Source organism: Cedecea sp. NFIX57 (assembly GCF_900177785.1).
Lineage (GTDB): Bacteria > Pseudomonadota > Gammaproteobacteria > Enterobacterales > Enterobacteriaceae > Cedecea > Cedecea neteri_C.
Genome location: NZ_FXAS01000018.1, coordinates 55,945 through 80,918 on the forward strand (window position 1 = coordinate 55,945; position 24,974 = coordinate 80,918).

Consider the following 24,974-nt stretch of genomic DNA (forward strand, 5'->3'; position numbering starts at 1 on the left):
ACTCCTTGTCAGGAAAAGCTGAATTTACTGGAAGGTTCTGTGGTATCAGGAGCCACATTCGGGAAGTCTTCTGGCTTGTTAGCCTTTTCTTTTCGTCCGTAATGCCCGGCTTTAGTCCGGTACTCCCCCTGTGTGGCAGATTCAATGCCATTGGCATCGAGGGTGATATAGCTTCCACCCCCGTTGATCGTGACCTGCTTCTTGGCAATAATCTCGATACGATCTTCGGTACTGACGACGCTGATTTCTCCACGAGCGATAAGCTCCATCAGGTCATTCTGTGCCTGGATTCTCACCGGCCCCTGGTTCGCGATGAGCTTGATCCCCAGCTTACGAACAAACACGCTCAGGGCATTACCTACCCCGACGAACAGATTTTTCACCACGCCGACGTCGGCATTTTTACCGGCAGTGGCTATCAGGTTCTGCCCGGCTGATACCTGCAGATGTTGTCCGCTGGTCAGCGCCATTCCTTCCGGCGCACTGAGCAGCAGTACTGATTTTTTAAGGTCTGTCAGCTGCTGTTCCAGCAGCTTGATTTGCGCCTGGAGATCGGCCGGGTTCGCGGTCGCCTTCTGCGCATCATCGGAGATAGACGTCATCTGCTCCCGGGCATCACCCAGATTGCTGACCGCTGGCTGCATCTCCAGCACCTGACCCTGTGCTTTCGTCTGGCCATCAGCGCTGATGAACATCCCTTTCTGTGCCCGGATGGCTCCCCAGCTGTCGGTTCTGAGTTCAAAACCCTCACCGCGCTTCTGCTTCTCCGCATCAACTAAATGTCCGAGATTCAGCTGACTCTTGCCGCCGTACTCGGTGGAGACCTTGATATGCTCCTGGTTACGGCTGTCATCGAGGCGGATTTTGTTGTTCGCCGGGGTGCGCAGGACGTTACGTTTGTAGTTTCGGATAGTGACATGGTCACCGTGGGCTGAATCGTGCAGCACGCCCGAGATGTACGGTCTGTCCGGATTACCGTCCTCAAAACCAATCGCCACTTCGGTGCCTGCCAGCAGCGGCAGGTGCAGACCGTAGGTGTCACCGGCATACGGGCGTGACTGGCGCACCCACAGGCTCTCAAACCCGGTTTCCCAGTTATCACGGTCAAACAGCATGTTGACGCGATAGCGGCCGTCTTTATCGATGTGGCCGTAGGTGTCGTTCTCGGTGGTGCTCGTGACGCGTGCCGGCAATGTGCCGGCCATCACCGGGCGTGAGCCAGGCTCAGGGCGGAAACTAAAATCAGTGCTGTCCGGGATGCCGTCTAAGTTGACGCCAAAGTCTTCATCACGGCGCGCATGGCTGTGCATCGCCGTGACGACCACGCCCTGAGCAAACACATCTGCCACTTCGTACCCGCCGGCGACTTTCAGTACCTGACCCGGAGAGAGGGTCGGGCAGCTGGTGATGGCATGAGTCTGCGTCTGGCCATTCAGATAACGCTCATGACGAATGCGGGCAAAAAAGGCTCCAGACTCCGGGGCCGGATTGCGGTCATAGGTACTACCCGGTGTCAGATAGTTATCCGCATAGTGATAGGCATCACCGTAGGTGGTGGAATCCCCGCGGGTCGCATCGACCTGGGTGTTCATGTCATCCGTAGCCTGGCGATAGTTGTAATCACGGGTGCTGACCTGCTTCTGCACCACGTTATGATGGCTCTCCATGCCCCAGACCGAGTCCACACCGTCCGAATGTTGTCCTGATGGCGGAACCGATGGCAGTGTCAGGCCTTTTTCATACCCCTGCTGACCGTCATAAAACTCCACGACGTCGATGTTCAGGCGCGTATCAGTGGTAAAGCGGAACCAGATACCCACCTCACCCAACAGGCGGGTAATAAAGTGCAGGTCATCCTCACCGTACTGCATCACCTGCTCACGACGCGAGTACTCTTTTGAGAGTGAGAACAGAAAATCCTGACCGCGCATGTTGTGACGCTCGCGCAGAATTTTTTCAACGATTTGTGGGACCGACATGTCCTGATAAATGACGTTCTGGTGCGAACGATCGAGCAGCGCCAAGCGTGGCTGGAGCGTCAGGGCATAGTGGGTTTCATCTTTTGAGGTGTTGAGACGTTCAAAGCCGCTCACCACTCCCTGAAGAATTCGCACGGCCTGCTGCATTTTGATGCCGTAACCCTGGTCCACCGGGGCCTGCAGCGTCAGGGAGGCTGCTTTTATCAGCATCATTTCTTTGCTGATGCCATGGTCAGCGCTTGTGAATTCAATACGGTAACTGAACGGCGTGCTCAGGGCTTCATCGCCTTCAAACGCCAGTACATCGAGCTCTGCGTCACATCCCTTCACCGACAACTGGTGATGGTTGTGGCTGAATCTGATCGGGGGATTACTGCTCATGCGTGCACTCCTTGTGTACGGTCAAACTCCAGCCCGATACCCTCTTCCTCACTCCAGCTAAGGCATAGCGACTGTGGTTTCTGTTTCGCCGCCATGTGGGTCAGCAACTGCTGACTCAGCACCGGCAGAATTTGTTGATTGAGCAGACTGTCGACGTTGCGTGCGCCGGTGTCCGGCAGCAGGCAGGCGGCAGTGAGTGCGTCATACAGGCTCTCATCAATCTGCATGGTCAGACCGTAGTGACGATGTAAGCGCTTGCTGACCTGTGACAGCTTCATTTCCACAATGGTACGCATGGCAGCTTTCGCCAGAGGGCGGTAAATCACGGTCTGGAAACGGGCCAGCAGTGCCGGCTGGAAGTGGTCGCGTAAAATTGGGCGCAGCAGCTCCTGCAGATCCGCTTCGGTCGCTTCCGGCTGTTCGTCCAGCAGCTGCATCAGGTGATCGCTGCCGAGGTTGGAGGTCATCAGGATAACGGTGTTGCGGAAGTCGATTTCACGCCCTTCACCGTCGCGCATAAAGCCCCGGTCGAACACCTGGTAGAACAGGTTCATGACGTCGCGGTGCGCCTTTTCCACTTCATCAAGCAGCACCACGCTATACGGGCGCTTACGTACCGCTTCGGTGAGAATGCCGCCCTGACCGTAACCCACGTAACCCGGAGGCGAGCCTTTCAGCTGCGACACCGTGTGCGGCTCCTGGTATTCGGACAGGTTTATGGTGATGAGGGATTTCTCACCGCCGTACAGCACATCCGCCAGCGCCAGCGCGGTTTCGGTCTTACCGACACCACTCGGGCCGACCAGCAGGAACACACCCTGCGGACCATTCTCTGACGTCAGCCCGGTCTTCGCCGCGCGCAGGCGCTGGGCGATAGCCTCAAGGGAAATATTCTGACCGACGACACGGCGGCCGATTTCATTTTCAAGCGTCAGCAGTTCGGTCTGCTCGTCTTTCATCAGGGAAGACAGCGGTATGCCGGTCCAGTCGGCAATCACGTTGGCAACCGTGCGGGTATCCACATCCACCTGAACCAGTACGTCGCCCTGCCGTGCCTGCTCCAGCTGCTGCTGCAGGTCGGAAATTTCAGCCTGCTGGCTGATGTCCTGGCGGCTCGCCATCAGCTGCTGCGCCAACGCCTTTTCAGTGCTGAAACGCGATTCCTGCTCCGCAATACGCGCTTTCAGTTCAGCCCGCTGCTGTTCAATGGCACCTAGGCGGTCACCATGGCGGTTGCTGCCGGCGGCGATATCTTCCAGCAGCGCCTGCTCTTCCAGTTCCAGGGCGGTCAGCTGTGCTTTCAGGCGCACAATTTGTTCCGGCACGGTATCGAGACTCATGCGTACGCGCGCGGCCGCGGTGTCGAGCAGATCAACGGCCTTGTCCGGCAACTGGCGTCCGGTCAGGTAGCGACGGGACAGTGTAACGGCCGCACGGACGGCATCATCGGTGATGTGCACGTTATGGTGTTCTGCGTAGCGGGATTTCAGTCCACGCAGCATCAGACACGCGGTGTCGTCGTCCGGCACGTCGACCTTCACCATCTGGAAGCGACGCTCCAGGGCGGCATCGCGGTCGAAGTACTGTTTGTACTCGCTCCAGGTGGTCGCGGCGATGGTGCGCAGTTCGCCGCGCGCCAGTGCCGGCTTCAGCAGGTTGGCCGCATCCGCGCCACCCGCCTGATTACCGGCTCCAATAATGGTGTGGGCTTCGTCGATAAACAGCAAAATCGGTACCGGAGATTGTTGTACCGCATCAATGACATTTTTCAGGCGCTGTTCGAACTCGCCTTTCACGCCAGCCCCTGCCTGCAACAGACCGAGGTCAAGGGTACGCAGGATGACTGGCTTGAGCGATTCAGGCACGTTGCCCTCTGCTATACGCAGCGCCAGACCTTCAACCAGCGCGGTTTTACCGACACCTGGTTCACCGACCAGGATTGGGTTGTTCTTACGACGGCGCGAGAGAATGTCGACCATCTGGCGGATTTCAGTATCACGGCCGAATACCGGGTCAATTTTGCCCTCTCTGGCTTTGGCGGTGAGATCGAGGGTGAATTTATCCAGCGCGTTCTGCAGCGCCGGGTTCAGTTCGCCTTCTTTCAGCCCTGCACCGACCGGGCGGCCAACAAACTCCACCTCACTGCCATGCTCCTGGGCCAGTTCAGCCTCAAACTGCAGCTCCGGGCGTTCATCAGATTGTGCATCCAGCAGCGGGCGCAGGCGGGAAAGCTGACTCATCCCGAGCGTCAGCAGTGGCCACAGACCGTCGCAGTGAGCAAGCCGTGGGTTTTCCGTCAGCGCCATCAGCAGGTGTACGCTACGGATACTTTCCTCTCCGGCTAGTGAGGCCTGCATCCAGGCTTCCTGCATCAGTTTCTGAATATCTGCGGACAGCTGCGGGCGGCTGCGTACCGAACGCGGTTGATTATCCAGCCAGCCGAGCAAATCCTGCCACAGTGCATCCATATCCCACTCGTAGCGGCGTGCCAGCACTGTCAGGTCACCTTCCCCCTGTTCGAGCAGCTTCAACAGCCAGTGCTCCGGCATAATTTCCGCATGGGCACGGGTCTGGCAGAGCGAAGCCGCCCCCTCCATCGCACGGGCACAGTAAGGGTTCAGACGTCGCAACAGGATGGCTGGATTTTCCATGAATCTCTCTCTTTGTCGGTTCCTGGACACGCTACCGCCCATCGCTGTTTCCCGTGACGGGGACCAAAGCGCATACGGTCAGGCTGGCAGTTTGTGGGTTTCTTTGCTGAAAGCCCGTTTCATACAGGCACTCAGCAAAAAACTGCGGACAGGAAACCCCGTCCGCATCGGGCTTACGCGGTGGCGCGTTCGTTCCAGGAATCGGAATGAATGATGTTGCCGTCTTTGTAGGTCCAGGTGATTTTTTCGTAACGCAGTTCAATGCGCTCAAGGTGGTTGTGCTTCTCTTTAGAAGGATCCTTGATGTCATACATTTCAGGATTCACTTTCACCACTTTCACGTTTTCCAGTTTGGTGTTGAAGTACTCCACTTCCTGGCCCGCATCGTTGATTTTGTACCACTTGAATTCCGCAGACTTGAGGGTCTGACCGGTGGTCACCGCCTTGTAGAGGTACGGGCTGGACGAGTCGATTTCCTTGGTGAACAGGAACGGGGTGTGGATACGGGTACCAGTCAGCTTGCCGGTGTTGTTGTCAGTCGGGATGTACAGGTTATGCTGCTGTGCAACCACTTCGATGCTGCCTTCACGATCCTGAACGTCCACAGAACCTTTGATGTCCGCACCACCATCGTCTTTCAGCCAAAGATAAACAGGAATTGCCATGGAATTACTCTCCATTGTGTTGTGATGCGCCATCATCCTGCGATGACGCCTGGGTGTGGCCCGGTATCTGACAGGCACTGGCCTGCGGTACCAGACTGATTTCGACACGGCGGTTGAGCGCGCGCCCATCCGGGGTGTCATTGGTTGCGATCGGACGGCTCTCGCCATAGCCCTGCACCGCAAAACAGCTTTCCGGTACATCACCGGTATCACGCATCCAGTTGCGCACCGCTTCGGCACGCTTGAGTGAAAGCGTCTGATTGAGTGTTGGATTGCCGGTGTTGTCGGTATGCCCGGCGACCACAATCAGCCAGCCCGACTTCGCTTTGATACCGACCAGGGAGTTGACCAGCATTTTGGTGGAGCCAGCCTTCAGCACGGATTTGCCGGAATCAAACAGCGACATGCTGTCGAGACGGACAATTTTTGGTACCGGTTGTGGTTTAGGTGGCGGCGGTGGAGGCATATACGAACGGATCGCATCCAGCACAGGCATTCGCAGACGCTCCCCCTGATACAGACCAAGGCCCATCCGCGCCGGTACGCCATTGCGCGCCCAATCATCCAGCTCTGCAGCATCGTCACGCAGAACGGCAATGGCATCGGCTTTGGGTCCGAAATCATGCATCGGGATACGGTCATAGCGGGCAATATCGAAGCTCACTCGCTGCAGCAGCTGGCGATTGTTCCAGCCACTAGTGAGCAGCGCAGCAATGGCCGCCAGCGTGAAAATCCCGAGCGCACAACGGAAGGCTCGCCCACGCGGCGTCAGGCCTCGCCCTTCGGGTAGCAGCGGCAGGATAAAATCCGGGAAGGGAGAGATAACCGTACTGTCCGTTCCTAACGGTTGCCAGCCCGCCACCTGCTGCATCGCAGTGTGACGGGAAAGCCACGCAGTCCAGACAGATGTGGCCAGACTTCCGGCCAGGATCGGTCCCATTCCCCACAACACCGCGCCAGGTGCAATGACAGGAACGTCGGGGTTCTCATCCATAAAGACAGCATTGACGTGCTGATGGAACCAGCTCATCAGGCTGTTCATCAGCACCTGTTGCTGCATCGCAGGCGACCCACCGGTGGTGACCCATGCAGCGATTGAACCCGGCGCTGAAGACTCACGCCAGACCCTCCCCCCTTCCCTAGGGATAGCCGCCTGCCAGAGCAGATCATTCGTCATCTCGCTGCCAATCTGCCCATTCAGAACCAGCGGCACAGAATGGCCCGTCTCTTTACGCAACTGGCTGATTTGCCAGCGCAGGGCCAGCAGACGACTGGTAAGCCGCTCGCTGTCGGCGTGTTTCTGCGGACAGACGCTGACCATCACCGACAGGTTGCGACCCCAGTCAGGTCGCAACCACAGTACCTGGCGGGCGACCTGCTCCAGATCCTGATGATCCTCCACGCGGATCCAGCAGCCCTGCGTGACCGTAAGCACCGGTGACTGCTGCATACATGCCAGCGGCAGATCGCCACAGACCAGCACCACGGGCTGACGGTAAGTGGCTTCCGGGAGGCCATCCAGACGCAGGGTGACGTCATGCTCCGCACGACGACTGCCGACAGTCCAGAACGCCAAGATAAGCCCCAGCATTGCCAACAGAACAAGCACAGAAACCAGTCGGGACACCGGCAGGAAGCCCAGGCAGACCACTGCACTCAGCAGGGCGGCCCACAACGCAAGCCCGCGCTGTTGTGCAGGACTCATTTCACGGTTCCCGGCAGCAGGGTCAGCAGTGTCTGATCCAGCCAGTGGCTCAGTCCCCACCACAGCGCAGCAACCACCACCACGCTCAGGCCAATACGCACGGGCCATGACGCCAGCCAGCCGCCCATTCCCCGTCCGGTACGGCTTTCCGCCAGCACCGGATGGGTTTGTGGATAGCTGAACGGCGTGACATGTTCACTGAGCGCGTTGACGAGTTTCTGGCGCTCCGGATCGTTCAGCAAGCGGAAACTGCCGAGGAACCCCAGCATCATGACCCGCTGGAAGCAGGTCACCACAGCCTGGTCAGGCGCCGGTTCATGCAGCACATCGCGCATCCGATCGCACAACGTATCACCGGCATCCATGGTGCCGAGGTAGTGTCCCTGCAGGGGAATGTCATACCACTGCACGCAGGCATCATCCTCCACACCGCGACCTTTGACGGCTTCATCAAGCAACGCACACTGTGCAGTGAGAATATGCTGGCAGCTGGCTTCATCGAGTTCACTCGCTTTCAGCTCACGCTGCACACGCTCAACATCAGCAATGCAGCGCTCCCACAACGTGCGCCCTTCTCCATCCTGAAACTTTGGGCCGTGACGCAGGCTGATCACCTGCAGCCAGGTGTCCTGCAGCAGAACATCAATATCTATGGACGCGGTCGCGCCGCGTTTGCACTCACTCATGTTCTCAGTACCGCAAAGAGTTCAAGTTCAGGCTCGCCGAGCATGCCCGGAACGTAAAACATACAGGTGCCGCCCGTGAGCATTTCGGTGGCCAGAGGATGAGAAACATCGAGGCAGAAATACTGATTTTCCAGACGCAGCGGAATGGCGGCCGGCACATGACGCAGTGGCGTCAGAGGCACGCCCACCCGTGATGAATTGACGATACTCCTGACATGATCGGGACTGCCGACCTTGCACTGACGCGGGAACTGTTCCTGCAGTTGTGCCACCGGCATTGGCGAACGCACGGAGAGGTAGTAGTCCGCCCCTTCGCGCAGGCGTGGGTCATGCAGACGGGCCTGCCAGAAGTGAAGCCGGGCATCATGCTCAAGCTCAATCGCTACCACCCGCGACGGCAGGCTGGCTTCCAGCAGGTCGCCCAGCAGGTCAAAGAGCGGCGGGAAGACGTTATTCAGTTGCTCATGCTGCCATACAGGGATAGCACTGACCTGGTGTTCCAGCGAAAAGGTCAGCAGGCTGCCTGCAAGGCGTGCCAGTTCCGGGTACAGACGCTCAGGTGGACTTTGCAGGTGACGCTGAAACTGTCCGAGCACGGGTTCTGCGCTGTTCAGGGCATTGAGCAGCCAGAAGAGAGACACATCCGCCACGGCAAAATCGGCCATGCGCTCGTTACTTTCACGACGCATGTCCATCAGGCGACTCAGACGGGCACGCAGTTGCGTCATCAGCTGTTCCATCTGGGTCACCAGCCAGCGGCTGCCCTGCAAAGCCAGCAGTGGCGGAAGAAAGGTTTCATCGAGTGCCCAGTTCCCCTGTGAATCCTGCTGCAGACGGGCGACCGGACAGGTCAGGTAATCACTGTTGTTCTGATGGGCGAAACGCAACGTCAGCTCTGGCTGCATCACTGCAATCTGGCGGGTGTCTTCCCCAAAGACATTGCGGACATCCCGCCAGCGCTGGCGATAACGAACAGGGCGCTCGGCCACCTCATCGGGTTTAAGACAGTTGCCGCCATTTGCCCGCAGCAGCGGAAGCGCCAGAACCACCACCGCGTCCTGTGATTCGCCCTCAAGCGTCAGCACCGGCGGCAGGTCATCGGCATTATCCGTATCGATAAGCGTGCCGTCGGGGAAACGGATGTGCAGATGACGGGCCTGCAGGCGGCCCAGTTTCAGCGCATCCTGTTCGAAAGTGGCCTCAATCATTCCCCAGGGATGGGAGAGACCCAGCCGGGCAATGCATTCCGCAGACCAAGCCGCGTACGCGGCCTGTTGCTGGAAGTGCTGGGGAGAGACCATCTGGCCCCTGCCCCATAACGGTTGTTCCGTTTTCATTGGCTTCCTGCCTTAGCTTATGATTTCGCCTTCGGCATCCGGGAAACCAGTGACAGGTTGACGTCCATGCCTTCCACCTGGAAGTGCGGGATGGCGTACAGCTTCACGCGGAAGAAGCCCGGGTTGTCTTCGATGTCTTCCACGACCACTTTTGCGTCACGCAGCGGGTGAGAAGCCTGCAGCTCATCGCCCGGATCGGTCATTTCAGTCACCAGGCCGCGCACCCAGGTGTTCAGCTCCAGTTCCAGCAGACGACGGTCTTTGGTGGTACCGATATTTTCACGCTGGATAAGCTTCAGGTAGTGCGCGATACGCGACAGCAGGAAGATGTACGGCAGACGCGCGTTGATGCGGCTGTTGGCCGTCGCATCCGCAGTGTCATACAGGGCTGGTTTCTGGGTCGAGTTCGCCGAGAAGAAGCACGCATAGTCGCGGTTCTTATAGTACGACAGGGGAATGAAGCCGAGGTTGGCGAATTCAAACTCACGGGTTTCCGGGATCATCACTTCTGACGGGATCTTCACCTGATTGCCGGTGCCCAGGTCATACAGATGGATTGGCAGGTCTTGTACTGCGCCACCCGCCTGCGGGCCACGGATTTGTACGCACCAGCCGTTGTTGATGAAGCTCTTCACCATGTTGGCCGCGAAGGCGAACGACGCGTTGGTCCACAGGTATTTATCGTGATCCGGGCCTTTGACTTCTTCGATGTAGTTGAAGCTGCGCACCGGTACGGTGTCCGGGCCATATGGCAGACGACCCAGCACACGTGGCATCACCAGGCCAATGTAGCGACTGTCGTCGGTATCACGGAAGCTCTTCCATTTGATGTATTCGGCACGGTCAAAGTAGTTACCAATATCTTTGATCGCAGCCACCTCTTCCATCGATTCTTTGAGAAAGAATTTCGGACCGGCAGAACCGATAAAGGGCATATGTGCCGCAGCGGACACTCTGGAGATGTTACGCAGCAGCGCCACATCCTGAGCAGATGCGTCAAACTCGTAAGCTGAAATCAGGGCAGCAATCGGCTCTCCACCCGGACTGTCATACTCAGCCGTGTACGTGTGCTGGTATAATCCACTCTGGATAATCTCCGACGCGTCTTCAAAATCCTGACGCAAATCGTCTTTCGACAGATCAAGTAGCTCGATTTTGACGTTCTGACGGAAATCGGTTTTATCTACCAGGGATTTCACGCCGCGCCAGAGAGATTCTACGGCCTGGAACGCCTCATGATGCATCACCGCATCCAGCTGGCGACTGATTTGAAAATCGAGCTCAGCGATATGATGGTCAATCAGGGTCTTATCCAGTTTCTCGACTTTTGAACCCGTTTTACTCAGGCACTCGAGAAACACCTGCACACCGGCGGTCAGTCGCTCATCAGCAGTGGCATCCGACATCGCCTGATTATCCTGCCAGATATCCAGCGCGCTTAACTCAGACACAGGTTTCAGGTTAATTTTCTCAAACAGGGACGCATACACCCCCTGTGCATCAGATTGTTCAAGGACGACGCTTTCACCCGCTGCGGCATTTTCATTTTTCACAGACATCAGCATTTTCTCTTCATTAATCCGTTAAACATCACGACCGTCAGGCTTGTTTCGGCGCCAGAGCAGATAACTCGCTGCGCAGTTCAGCGCTGAGCGACGGGTCAAGCAGAATTTTTTCCAGCTCTTTACGGAAAGTGCCGTTGTCCAGCAGGTTGGCCTTCAGGTCACGGAGAAGATTACGCATGGCAAGCATGGCTTTTAACTGGGGTATCTGGCGGGTGACCTGCTCCGGCTCGAAATCTTTCATCCGGGTAAAGGAAAGGCTGACGTTTTCTTCGCTGCCGTCACCGGCCAGCGTGTTTTCCACGGAAAGATTGACGGAGGGAGAAAATTCCGAGAGCACACTGTCAAAGTTGTTTTTATCGACGTTGACCTTTTCGCGCTCAGACACCGGAAGCTGTCCGGTACCGTTGCTGTAATCACCCACGACCATCAGCTTAAGAGGCAATTCGACTTTTTTCTGCGCGCCTCCCGTATGCACACTCAACTGGATGTTCACGCGGGCTTTGGGGATCTCGGACTGATACGAGTTAGACATAGATGACCCTGTTCTATGAAGCAATAGAGATGGCCAATGCCAGTGAAAAATCAATAAGAACGGCTTATTTATCCAAAACAACATCGCAGCTTACGTGAACTGACGTAAAGCCCAAACGGAGTTAAAAACGAGCACATTCCATTCACTGACGTAACATGACACGGTATTGATAAGCCTTAACCTGAAAGAGACATTTCGGATAAGCACCTATTGGAGGGAAGTGTAAAAACTTTAACAGCGCGATGAAAATTTAAATTATGTAACACATTTTTACACCAGATGAATTTAACAAAATCAGATCATCCATTTGATTTATAGGAATTTTCTATAAAAAGCCTTGCAAATACCATGGAATAAGGCGCTGCAGCAATTTTCCAGTAGGGCTTCTGAAACCGCCTAAGAAAAAAAACAACTAATAACCCGGAGAGTCAGTGATAAAGTTTTATAAAGAAAAAAACATTGCCCCTCTCTCTTACCCGGTGGATCTGAGGAGTAAAGGAAAATAATTCTCATTATTGATGCGCTGTGGGCATACCATAAGGCTGGCTTATTTATTTTCGATAACGATAGCGTGATATTTATGATGGTTTATTAGTCATCTGCGGGGCTTTCTCTGTAGCACATATGAGCCACCTCTGATGCTCATGAGCAGGAATATGCCAGCATCACTTCTCTTTAACTGGGCTAAAGTGCACCACAGGACTCCGGATTCCCCGCCCTAAACCGCCTGAGATGCTCCAGGGCACCTCGCTTTATGCCACCCTGCATCAGGATGGGAACATCAATCCCCTCTGTATTAAAAATCTGTTTTACTCAGGCGGCAGGCTCAAACAGCGACATCGCTTGCTTTTTTAATCGCTACTGGCACTGCCAGCAGCACCTGTTTTTTAACCCAAACGGTTTGAGCCCTCTATCAGCACCCATTTTATAGCCAGTATTCCCCGTCCAGATCGGGAATAACCCTCAGGGAGCTGAGTAAGCCGGGACACATAGCCAGACATGGAAACCCTCTTGTATTCCCGATAATTGCAAACAACAGAGTTGATTGTTTTTTATACGGTGCTGGCAGTGCCAGCACCGCCTGTTATTTGAACAACGCTACTTAAGCCCTTTCTCAACCGCCATCCTGCGCCGAATTTCTGCCACCACGCTGCTGACGTGCTCAGGCGATGATGCACGCCGCGGGCTCTGCAATTGCAACAGACGGCATGACGGGCTGGTATCGGCAGTTGGCGGAGACACAGCATCTTCGCGCCCGGACACATGGCTGAACAACGCACCTTCGCGAGCCCGCTTCATAACCGCCAGCAGCCAGCCCACCGGGTTACTGAGTTTCCCCGCCGCCTGCGCAATCCCGAAGCGCTGGAGCACCTGCTCGCGTAGATCCCCCGGCAGCGCCTGCAGCTGGCAGGTCAGCATATCGGCATCTTCATCTTTTATCTGGCTGACGATATTGTCAGGCAACATCGCGCGCGGGTTTACGTACGTATTTTTATTATCACTTTGTGTAAAAGAACGTACGTAACCGTTCGGTTTCCGAACTCCGGGCGATTTTTTGTAAGTGCCTGATTGTAGACTGAGTTCGGTATCCGAACTCTGCGCTGTTTTCTCTGGTAGAGAACTCAGTTCGGCATCCGAACCCGGTATTTTTTGACTGAGTTCGGATACCGAACCCGGAGGCTGTGACGCTATATTTTCCCGCTGCCGTACCGCCAGCTGGCCTGGCGTTTGTGCCGCCCTGAGCCGGCTCTCAACCAGCGTGATATGGCTGTGCCGGTGGCGCATCTGGGGATCGTCTTTGATATCCTGCAGAACCTCCCACGCAGTCTGGCTGATCGTACGATTTCTGTGACGACACGCCTCAGCGACCGTGTCCAGCCAGCGGGGATCCAGCACTTCAGCATCCCGGCAGGTCACCGGTTCGTCATGCTGTGCATAGACGTTGCCCCGCACCCGCCCTCTTTCGTCACGCACACGTTTACACAGGCTCAGCCAGCCGGTGATACGCAGCATCAGCAGCACCCGGCTGACCGTTTCACGCGATGCCCTGCCTTTCCCGGGAGATGCCAGCTGCAGTTGGAGATCATCATAACTCGGGAAGACGGCCCCCTGATTCTGCTGCGCGTAAAGGCGGATCATCATCCACGCCATTTTATCCAGGGGTGACAGACGGGCGTCGAGCAGCAGGCGGCGCGGAAACGCGTCCTGTACATTGCCCATATAAAGCAGCCCGCTGCGCAACTGCGCCACGTCTTCACCGGGTATTCGCTGTGCCAGTTGGGCATTCATCAGCTCAACGGTGCGGGTTATCAGACTCTCTGCAGGCAAATTCATGTTTTTTCCTTTATGACCAGACCACCTTCGGTGGTCCCATAAGCTGATTGCTGCACCCTGCGTACCGGATGCAGGATAAGCTCACGCCCGGGCAACATCACGTTTTGCGGATTTCACAGTTGTAGCGTTCGTGGCTCATCAGCTCCCACGTCCGCCCCCTGTCGCGACTCAGCAGCCGCCAGAAAAGACCGATGTTGATCTTCAGGTAGCCCGTTCCCTTCTCCCTGAGTCGCGTATAGTTGTGCACGCCCTGATGAAAACGTTGTAACTCAACCACCGCCTTATGACAGGGTAAGGGAGGAACGTTGTCTTGTGTATGCAGTCCCGGAAACACCTCCCGTCGCGCTTTTCTCATGCCATTTTCCTCGCTGCCCGGACAGAAGCCGGCTGCAACTTATGCCAGCTGTGAACCGCATGCCAGACCGCCGTCAATGACACATCCATTTGCTCAGCCGTCAGCATCATCACATCAAGCCCGTCAGTCGTGTCAGCATCCGCGACCCCCGCTTTCTGCCAGTTGAGCCAGACCTGCGCATTGTCCTCATCGCTGAGGACATTACCCCGCCCGGACCGGACATCAATGCCGGCAATACGACGACGGGCGGCCACCTCCGCACTCGATAACCCGAAATAGTGCTGCATCAGCTCAATGGAGCCCCCCAGCACCAGCGCACGGTCAATGCTCTCCAGACGCTTTTGTTCCAGCCGGGCCTGCTGCTGGATACGCGTCAGAATTTCATAATCAATCTGAAAAGACATGACGGGCACCTGGCTGTTGGTCAGGTAGTGCAGGTCTTCCAGCGTCAGACTGAGCAGCACCTGCATCTGCTGTGTGTCTAAACCCAGCGATTCGCAGCGGCGCAGATAGCCGCTTTTCAAATCCAGCACCAGCTGTGTCAGCAGCCCGTTCGTCGCCTGTGCAATATGGTTATTATTCATTATGATACCTCCGGGCTGATGCCCTGTGTCGGCTCCGGGATTCCTCTTTGTCTTTACAGGTTACGCACTGGGTACACCCCGGAATAATGTGACGACGTCTGGCCTCAATTTCCTCGCCACAGGAAATGCAGTGGATCAGCGAGGGGCCCTGAACCGTGTTTTTGTTGCCAAAATCACGCAACGCCACCTGGCGATACCACTCCTCAGACTCGCTGGCCTGATCGATAATGTCACTCATGCATTGCCTCCTTCGGTATCAGCCACGTCATCGCCCACAGGCAGGCCACGCTGCAGTTCTCGCAGGCGACGCAACACGCGGATAAGACGCAAAAATTTAACAGTACACACGTCATCCAGCATCGGGCCGCAGGCCGGCTCGGACGTCCCTGTCAGCAGACAGGCTAACGCCAGGGTGTGCGCCTCGTGGGCCGGGTCAACTAAAGACAGGAGTTGCGCCCCGAAGACAGAGACGTCTGTAGACGGTGCAGGGCTGTAGCCCGCAGCCCGCGGATGGGCAGCATCGGGCATAATCCCGGCTTCACACCCCCGGCTTTCAGCCAGTTCAAAAGCCAGCCGGAATGCCATCGCCTGCAGGTGCTCAATGTCATCGTGTAACGGTGAGATATGCCAGATGTTACCGACGGGCTCCAGCCCGACAGTGGCAAAATCCAGCGTCCCGGCAATGGGCTGTTCGGGCGAGGGCGGTATATCTGCACCAGACAACATGTCTGCGATATCCTCCTCCGACACGTCACCGGAAAGCACAGGAGCCCCGCCGTACATATCGGGTTGTAGTTCGGGGCGGAGTGGGTGAACGCAGGGGCTGACGTCAGGCGCGCCTTTTTCAGGTACCGGGGATGGCATTCCCTTCCCCACCCGTGAGGGTTGAGCCTCCTGCGCCTGCATAAGAATGTTCTGCCCGTCACCGGACTTTTCCTGCGCAGAGGTTAACGGGGGCATATCGCAGTCATTGTTTTGTGGATTGCCAGCGGGACGAGGGGGGACATACTGGGCAGGCGGAACGTCAGCCAGTTCAGGCAATGGCGACGTATCCCCCAGAACGTTACGGCGGTGACGCTCTTTGGGGTTGAGTTCAAGCAGCCAGCGGTCGTAATTCAGTGCCGGGTGGGGCAACGCCTGCAGCAGATCGCCAATCAGCTCGTCGCGAAACATTTCTGCTGACCAGAGTTCAGGAGAATCAAATTTATGGCAGCATGCCCCAAATACGTCCCCAAAAGACTGCCCAGGGGAAGAATCAGCACTCGTTTTATACTGATTCCACGCATTCTCAGCATCCTGCCGTAGCGCCAGTAAAATCCTTATTTGCGGGGCTCCCAGACCGGACTCCAGCAGCCGGGGCATGGAGGGATACAGATACCTCACGGCGTCATCCATCCGGCTGATACTGGAATTATGAACGGGAAAACCCTCCCCGGTCAGGAGCGATGCCAGCTCGCGCAGGGAGACTTTTTTACCCCGTTGATCTTCATATATAGCCCGCGCTTTTTGGATACCCCGCGCTTTTTCAATAAAACTTAACTCCCCGCGCACCTCATTTTCAGCCAGATGCCCGATGACGCACTGCAGTCGCCCCGGCCACGGCTTGAACAGGCAGTGCAGACGATAAAAACGGTCTTCACCGGTTTCCTGCCACAGCTCGGTCAGAATTTGGTAACGCGTATTCCCGCCGTCGCTGAAGATATAAACCGCCTCACCATCGGGGTCACGCGTCACCTTAGGCACGGTATCCAGCCCCCGGGCCAGGATGGAGGCTTTAATATCATCAAATTTGGGGTTACGCGACGTGCGGGGGTTATCCGGATTAGGCCGGAGCTGGTCAAGCGTCAGCACCATCGGCATTTCGCTGGCTGGCTGGGGTACAACCGGCGCGGCGGTTGCCTGACGACCGCGCTGCAGCATGGCGGTGCCTAAGTCCACGTTCTTCATATTCATGCGCTGGCCCTCTCATAACCGGGGTGATACCCGCCTTCCGGGAAGTCAGAAAAACGGGTGTATTTCCCCTCGAACTGCACCCGAACGGTACCCACAGGCCCCTGCCTCTGCTTGCCGATGATGATTTCCGCCACCCCGGTCATAGCATTGTTGGGGTTATAGACTTCGTCGCGGTAGATGAACATGATGAGGTCGGCGTCCTGCTCCAGCGCCCCGGAGTCACGCAGGTCGCCATTGTTTGGGCGTTTGTCGGCGCGGCTTTCCACCTGCCGGTTAAGCTGGGAGAGGGCCAGCACCGGGCACCCGAGTTCCTTGCCGAGTGCCTTGAGGCTGCGGGAAATCTCGGCAATTTCCTGCGTGCGATTCTCCTGCTCCGGCGAACGCATCAGCTGCAGGTAGTCAATCATGATGAGAGAAGGTTTGCCGTACTTACGCACATATCGGCGAGCACGGGCGCGCAACAACGCGGGTGTTTGCTGACTGTTATCGTCGATAACCAGACGGTTACCCCATTCGCTGATGGTGGCCGCCGCCGTCGAAACCCGCCCCCAGTCTTCGTCGCGCATGTCTCCGGAGCGCATGCGGGAAAGCTCCACACGCCCCTCCATGGCGACCAGACGCATCATCAGTTGCCCGACCGGCATCTCAATGCTGAAAATCAGCACGGACTCATCCTGACGCCCCCGCAGCGCCCCGGTGCAGGCAGACAGCGCCAGTGAAGTTTTACCCATCGAAGGGCGGGCTGCCAGCAGCACCAGATCGCCGGGCTGAAGACCACAGGTCAGCAGGTCAAGCTCGTGAAACCCCATTGGCGTACCAGTTACCCCCGTCCCACCGTTGACGGTTTCCAGATGGCTGACCAGAGTGCCCAGTGCATCAATAGCCGACATTTCCTGAACCTGTCGGGTGCTGCCGCTTTCAGCCAGAGCAAACAGACTGGCTTCGGCGCGCCCGGCCAGCGCGGTGGCATCGGCGTTGTGGTCCTGCGTATCCGCCGTCAGCATTCGCCCGAGCTGTTGCAGCTGGCGCAGGCGACTTTTTTCCGCGACGATGCGGGCGTAGGCCACAATGTTGGCGGCGCTGGGCGTGTTCTTGCTGAGCTCCGCCAGGTAGGCAAACTCCCCCGCCTGGTTAAGCTGCCCACGGGACTCCAGTACCCCGCTGAGGGTAATCAGGTCAAACGGCGAGTCCTGCGTGGCAAGCTCTGCGATAGCCAGCCAGATGAAGCGGTGCGCCCCGTGGTAAAAATCGTCCGGGGCCAGCAGCAGGACGATATCGTCCCAGCGGTCGTTGTCGAGCATCAGGCCCCCGAGTACCGCCTGTTCGGCATCGGTGGCGTGGGGAGCCGGTAGCGGTTGCGTGGTCATACGCACACCTCCGTCAGTGAAGCCGTCAGGGAACAGTGGACCAGGCTCATGCGCGTTCCTCCCGGGCGATAACCGCATCAAACTGCGCCGTCCACGCCGGAAACAGCTCACAGGCGAGGCTGTGCATGGTCTGAGCTGCGCTGTCACTTTTACGCGAGGTGTTTTTTTCCAGCCGGTGAACAGGCTGGCCTGCAGCATGGCCAAACTTATAGATATCGAGGTCATAAATCTGCGTGTTCATCAGGGAGACCGGCAGCTGCGCGGCGTGCTCACTGTATTTGCCCTGACCAATGATGATGTTCAGGTCGCTGAGTGTCTGGCGGGCCAGCACCGTGTAGGTCATGCAGTTGATGAGGATCCGGATTTCAGGCAGGCGTACACCGTAGCAGGCCAGAGGCAACAGCTGTTCCATCATGGCAATGGTACCGCGCAGGAATTCACGCACGTCAGGGAGAACGGGTTTGACCACGCCCACGGCGGTCTCCGTGCCGGCCAGCAAAATCAGCTCGAGCATGACGGAACGCGCGCCCTGAGAGTCAACAATAATGGCATCGTACTGCTGAAACAGGGGATGCTGCAGCACGTTGCGCAGCCTGAGTCGGCCATCCGGCGCGTGCAGCATGGCGGTTTTCAGCTGGCCGTGTGGGTCGTTGGAGATGATGAGGTCGAGGCCAGGGATAATAGTGCGGGAGATGATCTGTTCGGGATGGGATAAATCCGCGGTTTGCATGAGAAGCTCAAACAGGCCGCAAGGCGCTTCATAATCCAGTTCATAAATGCTGCTGGCGGTCGGCTGAGCGTAGTCGCCGTCGATTAAAAGCGTCTTCAAACCGGCATCAGCGAGAAAACCGGCGAGGTTGGCAGCCTGGGTAGATTTACCTTCGCCACCTTTGGTGGAAATTACGGGCAATATTTTCATTTTCACATCCAATTGATTAAACTGGAGTGAAAATCATCGGTTCAGATCAAATAAAACAGCATTTGACTTTTACTGTAAAATCAGAACCCATGGGAGAAGGGATTGAAAATCCCCGTGTCCTTGGTTCGATTCCGAGTCCGGGCACCACTTACATCAAAGCACGCTGGTCAGAACTGAGAAATCTGACGGGCGGTTAAGAGAAGGGTACCCAAATCCATTAAGCTTCGTATTTCACACGATGGATTTAATATCTTTCTCAAGAAAGGGAACTGTCTGTAGCAGTTCCCTTTTCTCGATCACTGATTATGATTACAGTCAATACCCACAATGTCAACACGTGTAAAACCGCCCTGCACTATCTCCTCCGTTGACATCTTGCTGCCACTCTGGCTATAACTTGCATTCTGAAGTGCCCTGGTTATCTACAGGCTGCGCTGGCTGTCCGTATATATCTCCAGTTCGCGCTCCAGCGTTTTGGAGGCGATATCCATGCTGAGCGTGATGTACTCCAGCGTTGTGGCCACATTTCTGTGGCCCAGCAACCCCTTAACCAGCGACAGGTTGCGATCCGGTGCCTCCATCAGCCGCGTTGCCAGCGTGTGCCGAAACCGGTGCGGCGTGACCTCAAAGCCGCACTCCTTCGACAATCGCCGAAAAAACGAACGGAGCGGCTGTCTGGCGGGTCCCTCAGCACGCGTCTCATAACCCTGACCCCGGCTCAGCAACCGCTCAATATCAAACAGCGGGTCGCCGGGCTTTGCACCACAGGCGCCCATCTCGTCAATCAGACGAGCCAGTTCCGATTGTAACTGGCTCACTATCGAAACCGCCCACTCACGGTGCGTTTTACTTCCTTCCTGCTGCAGCTCGATACACCGGGTCTTCAGACACACATCCTTCAGCCGGATATGCATCAGCTGGTTATGGCGCATTCCTGTAAAGCGCAGCGTGTCCAGCACCGTTCGCCAGTACCACGCCGGGTAAAGGGCACACTGGCTGTTTCCTCCCCGGACACTCCTTTTTTGACCCAGCAGCTCTTCTTCTTCAAACTGCTGCATGATCAGATACACCCGCAATATTTGCTCTTCAGACAGGGGCCTTTTGCGTTTTTTGGCCGTGCGTATCGACACGCCGTTAAAGGGATTTTCTTCCCCGCCGTATCTGTGGTGCTTAATCGCAAAATTAAACAACGCCCGCATGTGCGTCACCTTGTTATTCCAGGTATGCCCCGACAGCCCCTGCTCCTTGATCACCTGTCTCCGCCAGCGCAGCACGTCCTGCCGGACCACCGCCTCCGGCAGCGTCTGCTTACCAATAAACTTCCTGAAACCGCTGACCACCTTTTCATAGCTCCATTCAGTTGCATCCCGCAGCAATTTATTAAAAAAGTAGTCATTAAGCAGCTCCGCCCATACTGCATCACTCCTGGCGTTTTCCATTAACGGTATTCTCCTCACAATTGGTAGAGACTGTGCTAACCAGGGAGCATCCCCGGACATCAAGAAATAATCAGGTAGCCGCTGTCCTGGGGACCTGGCTAAACAGCAAATTGCCTCTGATCAGATACCCCTTTGCCCGTTTAAACGGGCCGTTACCCTCCCCAGAGGTGTAAATCCGCGCAAAGAAAAATCGCCGGTTATCCCTTCGTTTATGGCGACTGAGCAATTCGAAGCTCTCCTGAACGCGTTCCCTGTCTTCTGTCGGGCGCGCATTTTCTTTCAGGTACTGGAAGAAAATGCCGGGCACCGGCAAAAACAAAAAACCGGCAACCAGATGCAATTTATCGTCAGGGCAATTGATGGACATTTTCCCCTGACGAAGCCCCTCGTGCAGCCAGCCCCAGAAAGCTTCCCCCTCTTCCAGCCCCCCTTTATTTTCGGATAAGCCACTCACGCCACTGGCCGCATGTTGGCGCCACGTACCGGTCTGGATATCCGTTCTCTGCTCGGGGAGGGAGGTATCGATATCAGGCGATACGCTCAGTGCCTGGCCAGCACCATCAATATCCGTTCCCGGGGAACCGCCGGTTTCAGCGATAAGGCTGACGCCGGGCACAATCACAGAATCTGTAGCCGCTGGCTCAACGGCCGCCAGTAACGTCAGTAATGCCAGGGTGTCCTCATCAGGCACCAACCCATCACTCACCGCCGGCGCAATACTTTCAGTTCCCCCCGCCGGTATCGCTGAGAACGCCGTCTCCAGCGCGGGGGGTAATTTCACAGGTTGTTCTACGGGCGCGACAGGGGCTGTTTCTCCACTAACTGGCGGAATGTAAGCCGGGTTAACGGGGGCCGCAGACAGTGTCGTACTTGCCGGCGCCGGTGATGCAGGCAGTGATAACGCCGCGCCCGATTTTTCGACAGCAATCAGCAGCAGCTCATCAATCACCGGCAGCGTGAACGGCAAGCGGCATAACTGTTGCCCCAGACACTGCAGCGTGGCGGGGCACGTGGATAACCAGGCGGGTGCATATCCCGGCAGCAGCTGGCCGGCCATCAACGCCGTGATGCCCGGGTTTTGACCTGCAGACAACGGGCTGGAGCAAAAGCGAAAGCGGTAAGGCCCGTCAGGCACGGACATACCGGGCAACCAGGGCTGGCCGCCCCTCAACTCTCCTTCCAGTTGACTCAGCAGCGGCAGGTGATAGAACAACGCCGCCCAGAACACCACCGCATTCCACAGCGGCCCCTGGGCCGCCTGCTCTTCGGGTGCCACCCCCGGAGGTAATAAATGCGTTTTTGCCAGACGCACGGCGCAGCTCACAAATTTCATCACCATATCGCCATAACCCCCACTCTCCGACCAGGGGCCGGAGCGCGCAGCGGGTACGTTCTGCACCCGGACCAGTAGTTGCGCGAGAGGCGAAAAATACAGCCGCTGGTACTGTTCTGCGGGCAGGGCGCTGTTATCCCACAGCTGCTGCAGGTATGGCTGTCTTGCCGGGGTGGCGGTCAGCACAGCCACCGTTTGTGGGATATGGTATCCGGGGACCACTTGCTGCGCAGGGCCGATGGAAACCGGAGGGCCTGCTTGCGGTCTGCCCCGCCCGGAAAGAGATTTCAGCCAGCTAAGCTTCATGTCCCTTCTCTCCTTCCGCTTCTGAGGCATTCAACAGGGCATATGCCAGACTGTTCATCACCCGTGTCTACGGAGAATTGTTCGGGCGTATCAGAATAAGACATCAGCGGTCCTTGGTGCACAAATAAAGAGCATTATTCTGTCCCCGACGTAATACTACTCTCCACAATTAACTCACTGTGCGGATGTAAAAATATTTCTATCAGTACGGCTTTAAAAGCTAATCAGACGCCCGGAATAAAGACCGGCGCTGGCGACGTCGTCATGGTGCAGGAGAAAGCACCAAATAAGCAGGCCGGATACCAAGTCATTTGGTCAGAGGCAGTGTCCTTAATACTGAGATTAAAGAGTTACATTCTTTTTCAAACATCGGAAGCCCCATAGGGTTAATTCAGTATTCTCAGACTGAAATACTTTCTTTTATAAGCATCTTCAAATTACGGAAGTTATATACAGCATTAACGCTGAAGAAATTACGAATCGATCCCTGAAATCCGGAAAAATTTGTTTTACTCAGCAATAACTGCCTTTACGACTGATAGCCCTGAGCAACAACTGATTTAATTCATTCTCGATATAACCAATCTCTGCCTGGGCTGATTTTTTTGCGGCATTATCTGGTAATGAGTGGAGATATTGAGTAAGATTTCGAATACTGTTTAGCTCTTTCATAATGCCACCAGAAGGCTCCATTAGTTCATCAATAAGTACATCGTAGTTATGTTCAATTGTCTTCCTCATTATTATCGCCCGCTCCAGTTTGGTTTGAATCACCCCGCACTGGCATTTCAGATAAACGACAATCACAACTAACACCAGGATAATCAGGCCCGGCACACTCATTATTATCAACAAATCTGACATCTCAGCCTCCAATTTTATCAACTCTCTTTCTTTTACAAAATCATGCTTATATCAGATTGAGTTTTTTACTCAAAAACCGTAAGTTATGTTAATAAGTTAAGCAATATTGCCTTAAAAATCGCCTAACATTAAAATACAGGAACAAACATTATAATGCAAGAATATGACATTAAAATATCAAGCAATGAGTCTAATCTACTGAAAATTATCAGCAAAAACCTGACATCGCTTATGGGTATGAAGGGCATCGATGCACAGGGGCTAAGCATCCATACAGGAGTCGGCATCGCAACAATCAACAACTTGAGAAAAGGTATAGGAAACCCAACAATATCAACGCTTTCGTCCATCGCAGATTTTTTTGATGTAAAGGTAGGGGATCTAACAGACAAAAATTTAAGAAAACATGATGACACAAGCGACAATGTGAAATCGATACCCCTGATTAGCTATAGCGAGATAGAACGTTTTTTAGCGAACAAAATGAAGGTGACCGATAGTTATATTACTGAAGTTGACGATGTCAGTGACAAATCGTTATTTACAGTAGAGATAACAAATAACTCCTTGTCTCCTGAATTGGATCGAGGGACTTATTGTGTTATATCACTTGATGAACCATTTTGTGACGGAGATATTGTCTTAGTAAAATTGAAAAACTACCCCATATGTCTGCGTAGAGTCTACGTTTCTGATACTAACTTACAATTCACAACCATTTCATTAGAAACAGATAATATACCAAAATCTTACAGTGATTATAATATAGTTGGCGTTTTATTAAAAATAATTAAGAGATTAAAATAAATGGGAATTTTAAAAATCCTTCGTAATATAAAAAAATTATATACACCATTTTATTTTTATACTTTGGACCATAGCGTAGGTCGAACTTCAGAGGGGCTATGGTTATTTAAAGAATTTGGCACGCATACTTTCGTAAAGAAAAGCTGGAACCAGTTAGTTGATGGGGATTTCCTGAGGCAGGTTAACCCAAAAGACATTGCATTAATCGCAGAAACCGAGTGCAAACTAAAATTGGATTCTTCAAAACTCGTAATCTCGGAAGAAAAAAGAAATTGTTTATGGACAATAGAAAATGAACATATCTCAATTTCTATCTCAGGAAATGAGTTTATTAGAAATAAGGAACTAATTGATAAAACTGAGACTTTGGATGCAACCCGAATCGCATACTACACTGGAATAAAAAAAGGCAGAGAAATATCCACCTCATTAACAAACCGTAGCGCTAAAGTTGACAAGAAAAAGACTTTCACGTTAATTAAATAAGCCAAGTTTCAATATGAATATTATCATCAAGGCTAACAATGTTAAACCCACTATTTTTTACAACATTTACTTCTTTAGTACCATTCAGCCATTGAGAACAGATAGCTGGACAAACTGAAACCAATGCACTTTCAATTTTTCTCTGAAAAAGTGTGTGTGCATGACCTGAACCAATGAATTTTATATTTAGCCTGAGGCATAACTCCAACACATCAGAGGCATTACGTAACATACAATCATCAACAATAGGCGTTCCCACTGGAATTAAATGATGGTGCATAAATAAAGCTATATTCTTCCCTCCAGCTGAATTAGCAGCATGTTCTAAATCTCGAAGTGAGTTATTAGATATAAACCCAAAATCTTCATTCTCAAAAATTGAATCAATAGTAATTACCACCCAGTCTTCATCATATACTAAACTTGTATCGGAAACCGCCCCATGTTTAACGCCTGAACTACACAAATTAATCGAATTATCATGATTACCGGGCAAGTAATAAAATGGCAAACCAATTTTAGCCATTAAATTAAAAAAAACATCATACGATGGCAATCCACCGTCGTGTGATATATCACCCGTTACAATAATGAAGTCGGCATTTAAAGCATGTTTATTATCAATAATAAAATCGACTACTCTGTTAAAGTTGTTAAAATGAATCGTCGTTAGTTCACCTTCATCAGAAAAAAGGTGTATGTCACTCAACTGAATTATTCTCATAT

At 54.4% G+C, this 24,974-nt stretch carries 21 protein-coding genes; 2 read left to right on the forward strand and 19 right to left on the reverse strand.

Annotation, left to right across the window (positions count from 1 at the left end):
* Nucleotides 1-8: 8 nt before the first annotated feature.
* The 18 genes from B9Y90_RS16320 to B9Y90_RS16405 form a co-directional block, all read right to left on the reverse strand.
* The gene (locus tag B9Y90_RS16320) at nt 9-2,360 is read right to left on the reverse strand and encodes a type VI secretion system Vgr family protein (protein WP_085541879.1); all 2,352 of its coding nucleotides are present in this window, start codon (nt 2,358-2,360) and stop codon (nt 9-11) included.
* Complete coding sequence (gene tssH / locus B9Y90_RS16325) at nt 2,357-5,011, reverse strand: type VI secretion system ATPase TssH (protein WP_085541880.1); 2,655 nt, start codon at nt 5,009-5,011, stop codon at nt 2,357-2,359. The genes B9Y90_RS16320 and tssH overlap by 4 nt, the downstream gene beginning before the upstream one ends.
* Before the next feature lie 173 nt (nt 5,012-5,184).
* Complete coding sequence (gene hcp, locus B9Y90_RS16330; protein WP_014070071.1) at nt 5,185-5,676, reverse strand: type VI secretion system effector Hcp; 492 nt, start codon at nt 5,674-5,676, stop codon at nt 5,185-5,187.
* Between the two features lie 4 nt (nt 5,677-5,680).
* Nucleotides 5,681-7,381, reverse strand: a complete 1,701-nt coding sequence (locus B9Y90_RS16335) for an OmpA family protein (RefSeq protein WP_085541881.1) — start codon at nt 7,379-7,381, stop codon at nt 5,681-5,683.
* On the reverse strand, nt 7,378-8,067 hold the full coding sequence (gene tssL, locus B9Y90_RS16340; RefSeq protein WP_085541882.1) for a type VI secretion system protein TssL, short form: 690 nt from the start codon (nt 8,065-8,067) through the stop codon (nt 7,378-7,380). Before tssL ends, B9Y90_RS16335 begins: the two co-directional genes overlap by 4 nt.
* Entirely contained in the window at nt 8,064-9,404 is a 1,341-nt protein-coding gene (gene tssK, locus B9Y90_RS16345) for a type VI secretion system baseplate subunit TssK (RefSeq protein WP_085541883.1), read from the reverse strand. The genes tssL and tssK overlap by 4 nt, the downstream gene beginning before the upstream one ends.
* A 17-nt stretch (nt 9,405-9,421) precedes the next feature.
* Nucleotides 9,422-10,969 (reverse strand): type VI secretion system contractile sheath large subunit, encoded by a 1,548-nt coding sequence (gene tssC, locus B9Y90_RS16350; protein WP_085541884.1) that lies wholly within the window; start codon nt 10,967-10,969, stop codon nt 9,422-9,424.
* A gap of 34 nt (nt 10,970-11,003) precedes the next feature.
* Nucleotides 11,004-11,501 carry a type VI secretion system contractile sheath small subunit gene (gene tssB, locus B9Y90_RS16355; RefSeq protein ID WP_085541885.1) on the reverse strand — a complete coding sequence of 166 codons (498 nt, stop codon included), beginning with the start codon at nt 11,499-11,501 and terminating at the stop codon, nt 11,004-11,006.
* A gap of 1,098 nt (nt 11,502-12,599) precedes the next feature.
* Entirely contained in the window at nt 12,600-13,835 is a 1,236-nt protein-coding gene (locus B9Y90_RS16360; RefSeq protein WP_085541886.1) for an STY4528 family pathogenicity island replication protein, read from the reverse strand.
* Nucleotides 13,836-13,932: 97 nt separating this feature from the next.
* Nucleotides 13,933-14,190: a ParE family toxin-like protein gene (locus B9Y90_RS16365; protein ID WP_085541887.1), complete on the reverse strand. Its 258-nt coding sequence runs from the start codon at nt 14,188-14,190 to the stop codon at nt 13,933-13,935.
* Nucleotides 14,187-14,774: a DUF2857 domain-containing protein gene (locus B9Y90_RS16370; RefSeq protein WP_085541888.1), complete on the reverse strand. Its 588-nt coding sequence runs from the start codon at nt 14,772-14,774 to the stop codon at nt 14,187-14,189. The genes B9Y90_RS16365 and B9Y90_RS16370 overlap by 4 nt, the downstream gene beginning before the upstream one ends.
* A complete protein-coding gene (locus B9Y90_RS16375; protein WP_085541889.1) occupies nt 14,767-15,012 on the reverse strand; it encodes a TraR/DksA C4-type zinc finger protein in 246 nt (81 codons plus the stop codon). The genes B9Y90_RS16370 and B9Y90_RS16375 overlap by 8 nt, the downstream gene beginning before the upstream one ends.
* Nucleotides 15,009-16,727 (reverse strand): ParB family protein, encoded by a 1,719-nt coding sequence (locus B9Y90_RS16380; protein WP_085541890.1) that lies wholly within the window; start codon nt 16,725-16,727, stop codon nt 15,009-15,011. Before B9Y90_RS16380 ends, B9Y90_RS16375 begins: the two co-directional genes overlap by 4 nt.
* A complete protein-coding gene (gene dnaB-PI / locus B9Y90_RS16385) occupies nt 16,724-18,094 on the reverse strand; it encodes an SPI-7-type island replicative DNA helicase (RefSeq protein ID WP_085541891.1) in 1,371 nt (456 codons plus the stop codon). The genes B9Y90_RS16380 and dnaB-PI overlap by 4 nt, the downstream gene beginning before the upstream one ends.
* A 46-nt stretch (nt 18,095-18,140) precedes the next feature.
* A complete protein-coding gene (locus B9Y90_RS16390; RefSeq protein ID WP_085541892.1) occupies nt 18,141-19,013 on the reverse strand; it encodes a ParA family protein in 873 nt (290 codons plus the stop codon).
* A 422-nt stretch (nt 19,014-19,435) separates the two neighbouring features.
* Nucleotides 19,436-20,452 (reverse strand): tyrosine-type recombinase/integrase, encoded by a 1,017-nt coding sequence (locus B9Y90_RS16395; RefSeq protein ID WP_085541893.1) that lies wholly within the window; start codon nt 20,450-20,452, stop codon nt 19,436-19,438.
* 70 nt (nt 20,453-20,522) lie between these two features.
* Nucleotides 20,523-22,091: a conjugal transfer nickase/helicase domain-containing protein gene (locus B9Y90_RS16400; RefSeq protein WP_176227878.1), complete on the reverse strand. Its 1,569-nt coding sequence runs from the start codon at nt 22,089-22,091 to the stop codon at nt 20,523-20,525.
* A 513-nt stretch (nt 22,092-22,604) separates the two neighbouring features.
* Nucleotides 22,605-22,955 (reverse strand): hypothetical protein, encoded by a 351-nt coding sequence (locus B9Y90_RS16405; protein ID WP_139827409.1) that lies wholly within the window; start codon nt 22,953-22,955, stop codon nt 22,605-22,607.
* A 153-nt stretch (nt 22,956-23,108) separates the two neighbouring features.
* Here B9Y90_RS16405 and B9Y90_RS16410 point away from each other — a divergent pair, with 153 nt between their 5' ends.
* On the forward strand, nt 23,109-23,762 hold the full coding sequence (locus B9Y90_RS16410; protein WP_085541896.1) for a helix-turn-helix domain-containing protein: 654 nt from the start codon (nt 23,109-23,111) through the stop codon (nt 23,760-23,762).
* Entirely contained in the window at nt 23,763-24,248 is a 486-nt protein-coding gene (locus B9Y90_RS16415; RefSeq protein WP_085541897.1) for a hypothetical protein, read from the forward strand. It abuts the gene before it with no gap.
* Here the strand turns inward: B9Y90_RS16415 and B9Y90_RS16420 are convergent.
* Nucleotides 24,241-24,972, reverse strand: a complete 732-nt coding sequence (locus B9Y90_RS16420) for a metallophosphoesterase family protein (protein ID WP_176227879.1) — start codon at nt 24,970-24,972, stop codon at nt 24,241-24,243. The two genes, B9Y90_RS16415 and B9Y90_RS16420, sit on opposite strands and share 8 nt — an antisense overlap.
* Nucleotides 24,973-24,974: the final 2 nt, after the last annotated feature.

Excerpts from the sequence above, each read along its gene's own strand:
- hcp (WP_014070071.1), bottom strand. The coding sequence starts at position 5,676 with ATGGCAATTCCTGTTTATCTTTGGCTGAAAGACGATGGTGGTGCGGAC.
- tssB (WP_085541885.1), bottom strand. The coding sequence starts at position 11,501 with ATGTCTAACTCGTATCAGTCCGAGATCCCCAAAGCCCGCGTGAACATC.
- B9Y90_RS16420 (WP_176227879.1), bottom strand. The coding sequence starts at position 24,972 with ATGAGAATAATTCAGTTGAGTGACATACACCTTTTTTCTGATGAAGGT.
- B9Y90_RS16365 (WP_085541887.1), bottom strand. The coding sequence starts at position 14,190 with ATGAGAAAAGCGCGACGGGAGGTGTTTCCGGGACTGCATACACAAGAC.
- tssC (WP_085541884.1), bottom strand. The coding sequence starts at position 10,969 with ATGCTGATGTCTGTGAAAAATGAAAATGCCGCAGCGGGTGAAAGCGTC.
- B9Y90_RS16320 (WP_085541879.1), bottom strand. The coding sequence starts at position 2,360 with ATGAGCAGTAATCCCCCGATCAGATTCAGCCACAACCATCACCAGTTG.
- B9Y90_RS16370 (WP_085541888.1), bottom strand. The coding sequence starts at position 14,774 with ATGAATAATAACCATATTGCACAGGCGACGAACGGGCTGCTGACACAG.
- tssL (WP_085541882.1), bottom strand. The coding sequence starts at position 8,067 with ATGAGTGAGTGCAAACGCGGCGCGACCGCGTCCATAGATATTGATGTT.
- B9Y90_RS16405 (WP_139827409.1), bottom strand. The coding sequence starts at position 22,955 with ATGTCAGATTTGTTGATAATAATGAGTGTGCCGGGCCTGATTATCCTG.
- tssH (WP_085541880.1), bottom strand. The coding sequence starts at position 5,011 with ATGGAAAATCCAGCCATCCTGTTGCGACGTCTGAACCCTTACTGTGCC.
- B9Y90_RS16335 (WP_085541881.1), bottom strand. The coding sequence starts at position 7,381 with ATGAGTCCTGCACAACAGCGCGGGCTTGCGTTGTGGGCCGCCCTGCTG.
- B9Y90_RS16410 (WP_085541896.1), top strand. The coding sequence starts at position 23,109 with ATGCAAGAATATGACATTAAAATATCAAGCAATGAGTCTAATCTACTG.
- B9Y90_RS16395 (WP_085541893.1), bottom strand. The coding sequence starts at position 20,452 with ATGGAAAACGCCAGGAGTGATGCAGTATGGGCGGAGCTGCTTAATGAC.
- B9Y90_RS16390 (WP_085541892.1), bottom strand. The coding sequence starts at position 19,013 with ATGAAAATATTGCCCGTAATTTCCACCAAAGGTGGCGAAGGTAAATCT.
- B9Y90_RS16415 (WP_085541897.1), top strand. The coding sequence starts at position 23,763 with ATGGGAATTTTAAAAATCCTTCGTAATATAAAAAAATTATATACACCA.
- dnaB-PI (WP_085541891.1), bottom strand. The coding sequence starts at position 18,094 with ATGACCACGCAACCGCTACCGGCTCCCCACGCCACCGATGCCGAACAG.
- B9Y90_RS16400 (WP_176227878.1), bottom strand. The coding sequence starts at position 22,091 with ATGAAGCTTAGCTGGCTGAAATCTCTTTCCGGGCGGGGCAGACCGCAA.
- B9Y90_RS16380 (WP_085541890.1), bottom strand. The coding sequence starts at position 16,727 with ATGAATATGAAGAACGTGGACTTAGGCACCGCCATGCTGCAGCGCGGT.
- B9Y90_RS16360 (WP_085541886.1), bottom strand. The coding sequence starts at position 13,835 with ATGAATTTGCCTGCAGAGAGTCTGATAACCCGCACCGTTGAGCTGATG.
- tssK (WP_085541883.1), bottom strand. The coding sequence starts at position 9,404 with ATGAAAACGGAACAACCGTTATGGGGCAGGGGCCAGATGGTCTCTCCC.
- B9Y90_RS16375 (WP_085541889.1), bottom strand. The coding sequence starts at position 15,012 with ATGAGTGACATTATCGATCAGGCCAGCGAGTCTGAGGAGTGGTATCGC.